This is a genomic window from Erythrobacter sp. BLCC-B19 (assembly GCF_028621955.1).
Classification (GTDB): Bacteria; Pseudomonadota; Alphaproteobacteria; order Sphingomonadales; family Sphingomonadaceae; genus Erythrobacter.
This window is the reverse complement of sequence record NZ_CP117516.1, coordinates 737,805-750,405: the sequence shown is the minus strand read 5'-3', so window position 1 is coordinate 750,405 and position 12,601 is coordinate 737,805. Positions and strand designations below refer to the sequence as shown.

The 12,601-nt window shown below is 64.7% G+C and carries 12 protein-coding genes; 1 reads left to right on the top strand and 11 read right to left on the bottom strand.

Going from position 1 to position 12,601, the window contains the following annotated elements; all coding sequences use genetic code 11:
• Window positions 1-4: 4 nt before the first annotated feature.
• Together PS060_RS03300 and PS060_RS03295 are read right to left on the bottom strand one after the other, a co-directional pair.
• The gene (locus PS060_RS03300) at window positions 5-2,209 is read right to left on the bottom strand and encodes a GumC family protein (protein ID WP_273985433.1); all 2,205 of its coding nucleotides are present in this window, start codon (window positions 2,207-2,209) and stop codon (window positions 5-7) included.
• Between the two features lie 4 nt (window positions 2,210-2,213).
• On the bottom strand, window positions 2,214-2,897 hold the full coding sequence (locus tag PS060_RS03295) for a polysaccharide biosynthesis/export family protein (RefSeq protein WP_273985431.1): 684 nt from the start codon (window positions 2,895-2,897) through the stop codon (window positions 2,214-2,216).
• Window positions 2,898-3,209: 312 nt separating this feature from the next.
• Between PS060_RS03295 and PS060_RS03290 the strand changes: the two genes are divergently transcribed.
• A complete protein-coding gene (locus PS060_RS03290; RefSeq protein WP_273985429.1) occupies window positions 3,210-3,755 on the top strand; it encodes a hypothetical protein in 546 nt (181 codons plus the stop codon).
• On the opposite strand, the gene wecB is transcribed toward PS060_RS03290, so the two are convergent.
• The 9 genes from wecB to cysD form a co-directional block, all read right to left on the bottom strand.
• Window positions 3,752-4,888, bottom strand: coding sequence for a non-hydrolyzing UDP-N-acetylglucosamine 2-epimerase (wecB, locus tag PS060_RS03285; protein ID WP_273985427.1), 1,137 nt, complete (start codon window positions 4,886-4,888; stop codon window positions 3,752-3,754). The genes PS060_RS03290 and wecB overlap by 4 nt on opposite strands.
• Entirely contained in the window at window positions 4,885-6,189 is a 1,305-nt protein-coding gene (gene wecC / locus PS060_RS03280) for a UDP-N-acetyl-D-mannosamine dehydrogenase (RefSeq protein ID WP_273985426.1), read from the bottom strand. The genes wecB and wecC overlap by 4 nt, the downstream gene beginning before the upstream one ends.
• Before the next feature lie 104 nt (window positions 6,190-6,293).
• The gene (locus PS060_RS03275) at window positions 6,294-6,767 is read right to left on the bottom strand and encodes a glycosyltransferase (RefSeq protein WP_273985424.1); all 474 of its coding nucleotides are present in this window, start codon (window positions 6,765-6,767) and stop codon (window positions 6,294-6,296) included.
• Entirely contained in the window at window positions 6,764-7,222 is a 459-nt protein-coding gene (locus PS060_RS03270) for a glucuronosyltransferase (RefSeq protein WP_273985423.1), read from the bottom strand. Before PS060_RS03270 ends, PS060_RS03275 begins: the two co-directional genes overlap by 4 nt.
• Before the next feature lie 96 nt (window positions 7,223-7,318).
• Complete coding sequence (locus PS060_RS03265) at window positions 7,319-8,629, bottom strand: UDP-glucose dehydrogenase family protein (RefSeq protein ID WP_273985422.1); 1,311 nt, start codon at window positions 8,627-8,629, stop codon at window positions 7,319-7,321.
• Between the two features lie 61 nt (window positions 8,630-8,690).
• A complete protein-coding gene (locus PS060_RS03260; protein WP_273985421.1) occupies window positions 8,691-9,437 on the bottom strand; it encodes a 3'(2'),5'-bisphosphate nucleotidase CysQ in 747 nt (248 codons plus the stop codon).
• Window positions 9,434-9,700, bottom strand: a complete 267-nt coding sequence (locus PS060_RS03255; RefSeq protein ID WP_273985420.1) for a DUF2061 domain-containing protein — start codon at window positions 9,698-9,700, stop codon at window positions 9,434-9,436. The genes PS060_RS03260 and PS060_RS03255 overlap by 4 nt, the downstream gene beginning before the upstream one ends.
• Before the next feature lie 21 nt (window positions 9,701-9,721).
• Window positions 9,722-11,665, bottom strand: a complete 1,944-nt coding sequence (cysN, locus tag PS060_RS03250) for a sulfate adenylyltransferase subunit CysN (protein WP_273985418.1) — start codon at window positions 11,663-11,665, stop codon at window positions 9,722-9,724.
• Entirely contained in the window at window positions 11,665-12,567 is a 903-nt protein-coding gene (gene cysD, locus PS060_RS03245; RefSeq protein WP_443112400.1) for a sulfate adenylyltransferase subunit CysD, read from the bottom strand. The genes cysN and cysD overlap by 1 nt, the downstream gene beginning before the upstream one ends.
• Window positions 12,568-12,601: the final 34 nt, after the last annotated feature.

Sequence of the window (12,601 nt, the reverse complement as noted above, 5' to 3'; positions counted from 1 at the left end):
GGGGTTACTTGTCCCGTCCGTATTCGTAGTAGCCGTATTGGTAGCTGTAGGACTGACCTGCCTGCAGGGCGCGGTACTTCGTCAGCACAACCCCGATCATCTTTCCGCCCGCAACCGTGATCCGGCGCACGGCCGAACGGGCCTGACCGAACGGAAGGCGATTGGCTTCGAGGACGAACACCGTGCCGTCGACCAGGTGAGCGAGGGTCGGTGCATCTGCGAGGCCCATCACCGGGCACGAATCGAAGATGATCAGCGAATATTCGTGGCGGTACTTCTCGATGAAGTCCCGCATCTGGCGCGAAGCGAGGATCTCGGTCGGATTGGGCGGAATTTCGCCAACCGGCAGAATGTCGAGGTTCTCGTGCACGCCCTTCACGATGGCAGCTTCCAGTTCCACGTGGCCGAGCAACACCTCGACAACGCCAACCTTGGGGCGTTCGATATCGAGCAGGCCCGCCACCGAAGGGCGCCGCAAGTCGGCATCGACCAACAAGGTCTTGCGTCCGAGATTGGCGAAAAGCTCTGCCAGGATCACGGCCGTGGTGCTCTTGCCTTCGCTCGCCTTGCTGCTGGTGAGCTGGATCACGTTGCGATTGCGCGGCAACGAAAAGTCGATGGCAGCCCGGATTGAGGAATAGGCTTCCATCAAGGCGCTGAAGCGGTTGGTGCCCAGCAGCTCGATGTCGCGATTTTCCACGTGAGGGGTGTAGCCCAACAGCGACAGGCCGAGCTTTGTCTCGATTTCGTCGAGCGACCGGATCCGATCGTCGAGCGTTTCGCGAAGGACAGCAAGCGCTGCCCCCAGCGCAAGACCAAGCAACAGCGACAGGCCAAGGTTCTTGAAGAGGTTGGGCGAGAACGGCGCCCCCGGCACCATCGCCGAATCGATCTTGGTGATCGTGCCCGGATCAATCGCGGCCGCGCTGTTCACCTGGTTGTAGCGATCCAGCAGCGACTTGAGCTGGTCGCGCAGAGCCTGCGCCTCGCGCTCGAGCACGGTCAGTTCAACCTGCTGATCCTGTTCGACCAGACGATCCCCGGTCAGGGCGTTCAGCTCTGCCTCGAGCGCCTGCTCCTGACGCTGCGCGACCAGGAACTGATTGCGCACGGTGGCCTTGATGTCGCTGCTGATCCGGTCGATCTGCGTGTCGAGCAAGGCGACCTGCGACAGCAGGTTCTGGATCTGCGGGAAGTCGTCATTGTAGCGCTGCCGCAGCTCGACCAGCTGGCTCATCTTCGCAGAGCGATCGCCGATCAGGTTTTGCAGTGCCGGATTGGACTGGACTTCAGGAAGCTGAGCAGCCGGGAGCGACTGGATTGCCCGCCAGCGCTGCTCGGCTTCAATGCGGGCAGCGCGTGCGTTCGAGACGCGCGCGTTGATGCTCGCAAGGTTGCTGGCAGTGAGCGTGGTGGGTTCCGTGTTTTCCTCACCGCCCGCAGATTGGACGATGATCCCGCTGTTGCGGGCATAGCCATTGGCGGCCTGCTCGGCCTCTGCTAGGCGCAGGCGCGTCTCGTCGATCTGCTTCTTGAGGTAATCGACGGCGTAGGTGCTGCTTTCGATCGATTTGCTCGATCCCGTCCGCACGAAGGCATCGGCGTAGCCATTGGCGATTTCCGCCGCCAGCGTCGGGCTTTCGGACTGGAAGCTGATCGTCAGCACCCAGTTCTTCGTCGGCACTTCAGTGACCACACCAGACGTGAGAATGCTGACCGCGAGTTCCTTTTTCGCCTTCAGCCACTGCTCGTCGGTCATGTTCGGCGAGCGGCCTTCCTCGACATCCTTGCCGAGCAGGTCGGCACGATTGGCGAGATTGAGCTGATCGACCACGGATTCAGCGAGGCTGCGGCTCCGGATCACCTCGGCCTGCGTTGCCAGGTAGTCGTAGATCTGCACCGGATTGAAGCCGGGATCCGTCTCCTGCCCTTCGACGATATACTGCCCATAGGGCTTCACGCTGACCTTGGCGTCAGCCTGATACATCGGTGTCGCGAGCAGCGTGAGCGCCAACCCGCCAAGCATAGCGACGACCAGCGCCGCGGCAAACACCCAGCGTTGCCGATAAATGACCCCGCGGATCGATTCGAAGGTGACCGCCCGCGCACGCGGTTGGACCGGCCCCAGCGGGCCGTCCGGCATATAGGAATCAAGCCAAGTGCCCTGCGGGGCAGCATTGGACGCATCGACAATTGATCGTTCGTTCATAATCTTAGTTGCTGTTCACGCCAGCCGCGGCAAATACGCCAAATGCGGGCAAGGCCTTCAGCAGATCCTCCCAGAATACCGACAGGCCGTCGGTTCCCATCACGACCCGGTCACCGGGCTGAAGAACAGGGTCAAGCATCGTGCCCTGCGACATCTGATTGTAGTCGAACTTGGCGACCATGATGCCTTCGGGGCTCTCACGGAAAACCGCGACCTGATCGGTCTTGGCGGTCCGCTTCGGACCGCGCGCCATCGCGATCGCCGCCGACAGGCGGGCACCGGGCTGGAAGGTGTAAACCCCCGGCTCCGTCACAGCTCCCTCGACCGTCACCATGTGCGAGGCATATTCGGCGATGTTGACGCTCACGACGGGCGACTTGAGGCCCGCTGCGGCGAGCCGCCGGGTGACATCCTGCTCAAACTGCCGCGCGGTCATGCCGGCCGCAGGGATCGAGCCCAGCATCGGGAGCGAAACGTTGCCTTCCACGCCGATCTGGATCGAGGCGATGGAAAACTCCGGCTCGCGGAAGACGCTGATCGAAATCTTGTCCGCAGGACGCAGCAGATAGGTCGTCGGGCGCTGGTACGAATAGTCGCCCTGGCCCAGTTCGCTGCGCGGTTGCACCACGCTCGGCCCGATCACCGGATCCGGGGTCGATGCGCAACCTACCAGCAGGGCCATCGTCATGGCGATCACTGAAGCGTTCCGAACGGCTGTAGGTTTCAGTGTCACGTTATCCTCCCTTTGAGCGCAGCGTGGCTTATACGTAGGAATACCGCAGTGCAACAGGATTGCGTTCCGCGTGGGCCTGAATGCGCCCGCGACGCTACGTCATCTGCCCACTCTCAGGCGCCACCGCGCGCCATGCGAGGGATGCGCCTTGAAGTCCGGATTCGAAGGCTTCATGGATGCCCGCGCCAATCATGGAGCCACCGTGCGGAACCGGTTTCCCGGCCCGCGCAAGAGGGTGCCGCTCTGCAGGAATTGACAGGAACGTCGATGACCACAACCCCATCGCTGCTCGCCGTTGCTGCCAGCGGGTTCTACCTTCTCGTGTTGCTGGCCTGCACCGCCGCAGCAATCGTCGCAGGGCAGAATCGCCAGCAACCATCCCACACGCGCTGGTGGCTCCTGCTGGCGGTCTTTTTTGCGGTGCTGATCGTGCTGCGCTTGCTGGCAGTGGAGGAACTCGTGCGCGATCATATCCGGGATACCCTGCGGGCCTCCGGCTCCTATCGCGAACGCCGCAGCATTCAGGGGCCGATCGTCGTGTCGATTCTGTTCATCGCAGCCGGTGCGGGGAGCGTCCTGCTCTACCGGTGGGGTCGAAGCTTGCGGGGGAGGCGCAATGTCATGGTGTTCGCCGCCATTCTGGCGAGCCTCGCGATGAGCTTCCTGATCGTGCTTCGGCTGACGTCGCTGCACGCGATTGATGCGTTGCTGTATGGGGTTCTCAAACTCAACTGGGTGGTCGATCTCGGATCGAGCCTGGTCGTTCTGCTCGCGGCGCTCGGCTATATCCGGCTGGTGCGCGCCCGCCCCTAGCCGGCCCCTGCGAGGATGGCGGCGATGCGGCGGCTGGCGGTGCCATCGCCGTAGGGATTGTGCGCGCGTGCCATTGCCTCGTAGGCTCCGGCATTGTCGAGCAGATGAGCCGTTTCTCGTGCGATAACAGACCCATCGGCGCCCACCAGCCGCGCGGTTCCGGCGGCCACGCCTTCGGGGCGCTCGGTCGTGTCGCGCATGACCAGCACCGGCTTGCCGAGGCTGGGGGCTTCCTCCTGAATCCCGCCGCTATCGGTCAGGATCAGATCGCAGGCCTCCATCATTGCCACGAAATCGAGATAATCGAGCGGTTCGATGAGCGCGATGTTGTCGAACCCCGCAAGAGCCGGGCGCATCACGCCGCCGACGTTGGGATTGGGGTGGAGCGGGTAGATGATCGCTACATCATCCCGGGAAGCAAGAATCTGTAAACCCTTGGCAATTTCCGCCATTCCTGCGCCGAAGTTCTCTCGCCGGTGGGCTGTGACCGCGATAATGCGCCGACCGGCAAAGCGCGCGCGCAAGGGGGCGATCGCGGGGGCGAGTGCGGGGTTGGCGGCGATCTTGTCCTTGGCAAACAGCAGGGCGTCGATCACGGTATTGCCCGTCACATGGATCGCGCTTTCGGCAACGTTTTCAGCACGTAACGCCGCCGCCGCGGTCTCGGTCGGCGCGAAGTTGAGATCGGCGATCACGCCGGTGACCTTGCGGTTCACCTCCTCGGGCCAGGGCGAGTAGATATCTCCACTGCGCAATCCCGCCTCGACATGGCCGACCGGAATCCGGCGGAAATAGCACGCCAGCGAGGCCATCATCGTGGTCAAGGTATCGCCGTGAACCAGCACACGATCAGGCGAAAGTTCGTCCAAGACCGCGCCAAAACGCGACAAGAGGCGCGTAGAGAGCGCATCGAGCGACTGATCGGGCTGCATCAGATCGAGGTCGACGTCCGGCACCAGCCCGGCCAGAGCCAGCACCGAATCGAGCAGGTCGCGGTGCTGCGCGGTCACCACCACCTTGACGTCAAACCGACCGGTTTCGCGCAAGGCGGCAACCACCGGGAACATCTTGATCGCTTCGGGCCGCGTGCCGAAGGTCACGACGATGCGGGGCAACCCGCTGCTGGATGTCATCGCCGCAGCATACCCCGCGTGTCGAACACCAGCTTGCCTGCCAGATCGACCGGCGAGAGATGTTTGAACGCAGTGTGATCGACCAGCACCACCACAATCTCCGCCTGCCGCAGCCCTGCGTCAAGCGTCACCAGCTCAGCCCCGGTGCCCGCAAAGGCGGCCGGCAGCTCATCGGTGAAGGGCTCGACCACCAGTATCCGATCCCCATGCGTGTGGGAAAGGGCTTCGGCGATTTCGAGCGCCGGGCTTTCGCGGAAGTCGTCGATGTCGGGCTTGAAGGCGAGGCCGAGCAGCGCGACCTTGCCCGCGGGCGCGGCATCGAGCAGCGCGCGGATCTTGCCTTCGGTGTGCACCGCCTTGTGGTCATTGACCTCGCGCGCCGTCCGCACAAGCCGGGCTGCCGCCGGAGCGCCCGCGACCAGAAACCACGGGTCGACCGCGATGCAATGCCCGCCCACACCGGGGCCGGGCTGGAGGATGTTGACGCGCGGGTGACGGTTGGCGAGGCGGATCACCTCCCATACATCCACCCCGATCACATCGGCGATCATCGAGAGCTCGTTCGCAAAGGCAATATTGACGTCGCGGAAGCTGTTTTCGACCAGCTTCACTGTCTCGGCCACACGGGCCGTGGTGTAGAGGCAGTCGCCCTTCACGAACGAGGTATAGAGCACCGCCGCGCGCTCGGCACAGGCCGGGGTGACGCCGCCGATCACGCGGTCATTGTGCACCAGCTCGTTGACGATCCGGCCCGGCAGCACGCGTTCGGGACAATAGGCCAGCGCAATGTCGGCATCGTCAGCGCAGCCGTCGCGCGGCACCACGATGTCGGGGCGCAGTTCGCTGATGATCTGGGCGACCCGTTCGGTGGTGCCGACCGGCGAGGTGCTTTCGACGATCACGCAGGCACCGGGGAGGATCTTGGGAGCGATCGCGCGCGCGGCGGCCTCGACATAGGTAATGTCGGGCGCATTGTCCGGCCCCAGCGGGGTCGGCACGGCGATCATGTAGAAGCTGGCGGTGGGCACCTCGGTCGAGGCGACCAGCGTTTGCGCGGTGATCGCGTCATGCACCAGCTTGTCGAGATCGCGCTCCTCGATGTGCACGCCGCCCGCATTCACCGTCTCGACCACCTTGGGCGAGACATCGACCCCGCACACGCTCCAGCCATAGGAAGCGAGCAGGGCCGCCGTCGGCAGGCCGATATAGCCCAGCCCGATCACCGCGACCTGATGGTCGGGGGCAGGGTGGGCCAGAGCCTTGCGCCCGAGCGCAGCGGTGGCATCGAAAGGAGCGTTCATGCGAAATCTGTCCCGGTCGTCTGCCGGTCAGATGGCCGCAAAGCCCTTAAAATCGCGTTAGGCTTGCTGCGATTTTCACCATGGGTGGCCTGGTGTCAGGCCGGTCAGGCCTCGATGAAGGCCGCCAGCGCCTGATGCAGCTGGCGCGCGGTCGGGGATTGGACGGCGGTCCAATCGGTCAGCGCCAGGCCTTCGGCGATGCGCGCTTCCAGCTCGCTTTCGTCAGCGGCCACCACAATGCCGGGGCGGCCCGCGAGCTTGCCGACTGTCGCCATCTGGTGATCATTGCGGTGCTCGCCCAGATCGGCGCGGCGCGGCATCAGCAGGATCGGCTTCTGGCAGCGTGCGGCGGTCAGCACCGTCCCGATCCCGGCATGGGCGACTATCAGCCGCGCCTCGCCCACCAGCGTTTCGAATTCGGAAGGCGCGATCTTCACCCGTGCTTCCATGTTGCGCGGGGCATAGCTGCCCTTGCCGGTCTGCGCGATCACCGGCATCCCGAGCCGCGGGGCGAGTGCGTCCATCGCTTCGATAAGCCGGTCAAAGCCCAATTGCATCCCGACCGTGACGATGATCACAGCACCGCTCCGTGATAGCGCGGGCGATCCGGCCCGGCGAGGTGTTCCCACTGCGTCCAGCATTCATGCGCGAAACGCTTGGACAGCTTGCCGCACATCGACAGTTCCTCGCCATTGGCGACGGAATCGATCCACAGCGTGCGCGCGCCGATCAGCCTTCCGGCAAGGATGCAGAAGAAGCCGGGGGCAGCGCCGGTGGAGAGGATCACGCGGGGCCGGTGCTTGAGCACGATCCACAGCGCCTTCACCGCGCACAGAGCGGACTCGATCGGCTTGTTCTGGTTGCAGTCCGGCAGGCTTTCGACTGCGGTGATGCCATGCTGTGCAGCGACGGCGGGCTCGGTGGTGGCGAAACGGATGTCATATTGCGTCAGCGTCGGGCGCAGCAGCATCAGCTGCTCCCAGTGCCCTCCGCCCGATGCGGCCGCGAGCACTCTGATCCGGTCATTCCCCATGTACGGGCGTCCCCATTCGCTGCAGTGCACAATTGTCTGCTGCACCCCTTCTGACAAGAGGCACACGCTGTCAATCGCGGCGGGCGCTTGGCCGGGTCAGGCCCGCCCGACGCTCGTGTATTCGAACCCGGCGGCGCGCATGTCTTCGGGCTTGTAGACGTTCCTGAGGTCGACCATGACCGGCGCCTTGGCGAGTTCCTTGACGCGGCGGAGGTCGAGCGCGCGGAAGGCGTCCCATTCGGTCACGATCACGACGACGTCCGCGCCGGTGATCGCTTCGTAGGCGCTCTCGCACATGGTCACCTGCGGCAGCAGCGGGCGGGCCTGTTCCATGCCCTCGGGGTCATAGGCCGCAACCGCCACGCCCGCGTCCATCAGCGTCTGCGCGACCGCGATCGCCGGGCTGTCACGCATGTCGTCGGTGTTGGGCTTGAAGGTGAGGCCGAGCAGCGCCGCCTTCTTGCCGCGCGCCGCCTCCATCCCGCCGAGCGCATCGACCACCTTGCGGCCCATCGCGCGCTTGCGGGTGTCGTTGACCTTGACCACGGCTTCCACGATCCGGGTCGGGCTGTCGTAATCCTCGGCGGTCTTGAGCAGCGCGAGCGTGTCCTTGGGGAAGCACGAGCCGCCATAGCCCGGCCCGGCGTGCAGGAACTTCGAGCCGATCCGGCCATCCATCCCGATCCCGCGGCTGACGTCCTGCACGTTGGCGCCGACCTTCTCGCACAGATCGGCCATTTCGTTGATGAAGGTGATCTTGGTCGCGAGGAAGGCGTTGGCCGCATACTTGATCAGCTCGCTGGTGCGGCGGCTGGTGAAGAGGATCGGGGATTCGTTGAGGAACAGCGGGCGATAGACCTCACGCATCACCTCGCGGCCGAAATCGTCCTCGGCGCCGATGACGATGCGGTCGGGGCGCTTGAAATCGCCGATCGCCGCGCCTTCGCGCAGGAATTCGGGGTTGGAGACGACCGAGACCTTATGCGCCGTGCCGGTCTCCTTGATGATTCGTTCCACCTCGTCGCCGGTGCCGACGGGGACGGTCGACTTGGTGACGACGACGGCATCACCCGCCAGGCTCTCGCCCACTTCGCGCGCGACTTCGTAGACGAAGGTGAGGTCGGCGTGCCCATCGCCCCGGCGGCTCGGCGTGCCGACCGCGATGAAGATCGCGTCGGCACCCTTGATGCCCTCGGCCAGCGAAGTGGTGAAGGCGAGCCGCCCGGCCTTGACGTTGCTTTCCACCAGCGCGTCGAGACCGGGTTCGTAGATCGGCATGATCCCGGCGTGCAGGCGGTCGATCTTGCCCTGATCCTTGTCGATGCACACCACATCATGCCCGAAATCGGCAAAACACGCGCCCGACACGAGGCCGACATAGCCCGAACCTACCATCGCAATCTTCATGAAATCCGTCCTTCGCGAGAATGGGGAGCGGTAAGCACACTCGCAGAAAAAGCGCTAGCGCCTATTCCACCGGTGCGAACCGGGCGACTTCCGCCAGCACCTTTTCGACCCATTCCGGGCGGCAGATCAGGAGGTCTGGCATATAGGTGTCGGAGCAATTGTAGATCAGCGCGCTGCCGTCGATGCGCGAACAGTGCAGGCCATGTGCAGCGGCGACTGCGGCGGGCGCGCAGCTGTCCCATTCATATTGACCACCGGAGTGGAGATAGACTTCGGCCTCGCCGCGCACCACGGCCATCGCCTTGGCCCCGGCGCTGCCCATCGGCACCAGCTCTCCGCCGAGCGCCGCCGCAACCGCCTCGGCCTCGGGCGCGGGACGGGTGCGGCTGACGAGAAAGCGCGGGCGCGCGGCCATCGCCGGGAGCGGTTGCGGCTGGTCGGAACGCAGCACGATGCCGCCGTCGAGACCGGGCAGGGCGACCGCGCCGACGCTGGCGACGCCGTCAACCGCGAGCGCGATATGGACTGCCCAGTCGGCGCGCTCCTCGCCATATTCGCGCGTGCCGTCCACCGGATCGACGATCCACACCCGGCTCTTGGCGAGGCGGACGGGATTGTCCTTTTCCTCTTCCGACAATAGCCCGTCATCGGGGCGCTGATGGCGCAGGGCGTGGCACAGGAACTGGTTGGCGGTGGCGTCCCCGGCATGGCCAAGCGCCTTGCCGGTGAACATCGCGCTGTCCCGCACCGCGAGGAGCAGGCGTCCCGCCGCTTCGGCGAGGTGGGCGGCCAGTTCGGCATCGGTCATAGCGCGGGCTCTTCCCGGAGTTCGCCGGGCGCTTCGGGTTGATCGCTGCGCACGCCCCAGCGCACCGAGCTCCACGCGCGTTCGTGGAAATAGTAGAGCACCATCTTGGTCAGCACCTCGGTAATCGCGATCGCGCCTGCCGCCTTGGCCGAGCGGGTGAACAGCCAGCTCAGCAGGAAGGTGTCGATGCTGCCGAGAATCCGCCAGCTCAACGCCTTGGCCAGCGACCGGCTATGGGCCTCGCGGCCACGGAAAACAAACATCGCAAGGCCCCCCTTGAATGGTTACTTGAGCGGCAGGATCCGCTCGATGATGTAGCGTGCGGCTTCCTGCGGGCTCATGTCCACGGTGTTGACGCGGATCTCCGGGTTCTCGGGCGCCTCGTAGGGGCTGTCGATCCCGGTGAAGTTGCTGAGCTGGCCGCTGCGCGCCTTCTTGTACAGTCCCTTGACGTCGCGCGCCTCGGCGACGTCGAGCGGCGTGTCGACGAAGATCTCGATGAACTCGCCTTGCGGAAGCATCTCGCGCACCATCCGGCGCTCGGCCCGGAACGGCGAGATGAAGGCGGTGAGCACGATCAGCCCCGCATCCGCCATCAGCTTCGCGACTTCGCCGACGCGGCGGATGTTCTCGATCCGGTCAGCCTCGGTGAAGCCGAGATCGCGGTTAAGGCCGTGGCGCACATTGTCCCCGTCGAGCAGGAAGGTGTGGCGGTTCATCAGGTGGAGCTGCTTTTCGACCTCGTTGGCGATGGTCGACTTGCCGCTGCCCGAAAGCCCGGTGAACCACAGCACCCGCGGGGTCTGGTTCTTCATCGCGGCATGATCCGCGCGGGTGATCGTCACCGGCTGCCAGTGGATGTTCTCCGCCCGGCGCAGACTGAAGGCGATCATCCCCGCCGCGACCGTGGCGTTGGTGAACTTGTCGATCAGGATGAACCCGCCGAGCTGGCGATTATCGGCATAGGGCTCGAAGGTGATCGGCCGGTCGGTGGCGAATTCGACCACCCCGATGGAATTGAGCCCGAGAGTCTTGGCGGCAAGGTGTTCGCGGCTGTTGACGTCGATCTCGTATTCGGGCGGCTGGACGGTGGCGGTGACCATCTGCGTGCCGAGCTTGAGCCAGTAGCCGCGCCCGGGCTTGAGCGCCTCCTCGTCCATCCACACCAGGGTGGCGCGGAACTGGTCGGAGGCCTGCGGCGGATCGCCCGCAGCGGCAATCACGTCGCCGCGGCTGCAATCGACCTCGTCGGCGAGGCTGATGGTGACCGACTGGCCCGCGACAGCCTCGTCGAGATTGCCGGAGCCACCGGTTTCGCTTGCGAAACGGCCACTTGGCATAACGGTGATGGTCTTGACCGTGCTGGTCTTGCCCGAAGGCACGATCCGCACCGCATCGCCGACCTTCACCGTGCCGCTGGCGATCAGCCCGGCAAAGCCGCGGAAGTCGAGATTGGGGCGGTTGACCCACTGGACCGGCATCCGGAACGGCCGGGCCTGCTCGGTAGCATTGTCGAGCTCGACGCTTTCGAGATGCGCGATCAGCGCCGGGCCCGCATACCACGGCGTGTTGGGCGACAGCGCGGTGATGTTGTCGCCCTTGAACCCGGAAATCGGAATCGCGGTGAAATCGGCGATGCCGATGCTTTCGGCAAAGGCGCGGTAGTCGGCGACGATGGCGTCGAAAGTGGCCTTATCATAGCCGACCAGATCCATCTTGTTCACGGCCAGCACCACGTGACGGATGCCGAGCAGGTGGACGAGCCACGAATGGCGGCGGGTCTGTTGCAGCACACCCTTGCGCGCGTCGATCAGGATCACCGCGAGATCGGCGGTCGAGGCGCCGGTCACCATGTTGCGGGTATATTGTTCGTGCCCCGGCGTATCGGCGACGATGAACTTGCGCTTTTCGGTGGTGAAGAAGCGATAGGCGACGTCGATCGTGATCCCCTGCTCGCGCTCGGCGGCGAGGCCGTCGACCAGCAGTGCGAAGTCGATTTCCTCGCCCTGCGTGCCGTGGCGCTTGCTGTCGTTCTCGAGCGCGGCGAGCTGATCTTCGAAGATCATCTTGGAATCATAGAGCAGCCGCCCGATCAGGGTCGACTTGCCGTCATCCACGCTGCCGCAGGTGATGAAGCGCAGCAGGCTCTTGTGCTGGTGCGCTTCGAGATAGGCGTCGATGTCCTCGGCGATCAGGGCATCGGTCTGGAAGGAGGGGTGGTCGTTCATCAGAAGTACCCCTCCTGCTTCTTGTCTTCCATGCTGGCCGACTGGCCCTTGTCGATCGCGCGGCCCTGGCGTTCGGAACTGGTGGCGAGCAGCATTTCCTGGATGATATGGCTCATTTCCGTGGCCTCGCTGATCGTCGCGCCGGTGAGCGGATAGCAGCCCAGCGTGCGGAAGCGCACCGAGCGCATCACCGGTTCCTCGCCCGCTTCGAGCCGGAAGCGTTCGTCATCAACCACCAGGATCAGCCCGTCGCGCTCCACCGTCGGGCGCGGCTTGCTGAAATAGAGCGGCACGATGTCGATGTTTTCGAGCGCAATGTATTGCCAGATGTCGAGCTCGGTCCAGTTCGAGATCGGGAAGACGCGGATGCTTTCGCCCTTCGCCTTCTTGGCATTGTAGAGGTTCCACAGCTCGGGGCGCTGGTTCTTGGGATCCCAGCGGTGCGCGGCCGTGCGGAAGCTGAAGATGCGTTCCTTCGCCCGCGCCTTTTCCTCGTCGCGCCGTCCGCCGCCGAAGGCCGCATCGAAGCCATGCGCGCTCAGCGCGCGCTTCAGGGGATCGGTCAGCTGGGCCTGCGAATAGAGCGCGCTGCCGGTGTCGAAGGGGTTGATGCCCTGCGCTTCGGCCTCTTCGTTCTGGGCGATGATCAGCTTCAGCCCATATTCGCGCACCGTACGATCACGGTGGGCAATAAGGTCGGCAAAGTCCCAGCCGCTTGCCACGTGCAGCATCGGAAATGGCGGCGGCGCGGGATAGAACGCCTTGCGCGCCAGATGCAGCATGACCGATGAGTCCTTGCCCACCGAATAAAGCATGACCGGGTTTTCGGCCTCGGCCACGACTTCGCGGAAAATATGGATGCTCTCGGCCTCAAGCCGTTCGAGATGGGTCAGGGAACGCATGTGCGGTGCAGTTACCTGTTGCACTGCACAACGC

Excerpts from the sequence above, each read along its gene's own strand:
- cysD (WP_443112400.1), bottom strand. The coding sequence starts at position 12,567 with ATGCGTTCCCTGACCCATCTCGAACGGCTTGAGGCCGAGAGCATCCAT.
- PS060_RS03270 (WP_273985423.1), bottom strand. The coding sequence starts at position 7,222 with ATGGGGAATGACCGGATCAGAGTGCTCGCGGCCGCATCGGGCGGAGGG.
- PS060_RS03255 (WP_273985420.1), bottom strand. The coding sequence starts at position 9,700 with ATGTTTGTTTTCCGTGGCCGCGAGGCCCATAGCCGGTCGCTGGCCAAG.
- PS060_RS03260 (WP_273985421.1), bottom strand. The coding sequence starts at position 9,437 with ATGACCGATGCCGAACTGGCCGCCCACCTCGCCGAAGCGGCGGGACGC.
- PS060_RS03295 (WP_273985431.1), bottom strand. The coding sequence starts at position 2,897 with ATGACGATGGCCCTGCTGGTAGGTTGCGCATCGACCCCGGATCCGGTG.
- wecC (WP_273985426.1), bottom strand. The coding sequence starts at position 6,189 with ATGAACGCTCCTTTCGATGCCACCGCTGCGCTCGGGCGCAAGGCTCTG.
- PS060_RS03290 (WP_273985429.1), top strand. The coding sequence starts at position 3,210 with ATGACCACAACCCCATCGCTGCTCGCCGTTGCTGCCAGCGGGTTCTAC.
- cysN (WP_273985418.1), bottom strand. The coding sequence starts at position 11,665 with ATGAACGACCACCCCTCCTTCCAGACCGATGCCCTGATCGCCGAGGAC.
- PS060_RS03265 (WP_273985422.1), bottom strand. The coding sequence starts at position 8,629 with ATGAAGATTGCGATGGTAGGTTCGGGCTATGTCGGCCTCGTGTCGGGC.
- PS060_RS03300 (WP_273985433.1), bottom strand. The coding sequence starts at position 2,209 with ATGAACGAACGATCAATTGTCGATGCGTCCAATGCTGCCCCGCAGGGC.
- wecB (WP_273985427.1), bottom strand. The coding sequence starts at position 4,888 with ATGACATCCAGCAGCGGGTTGCCCCGCATCGTCGTGACCTTCGGCACG.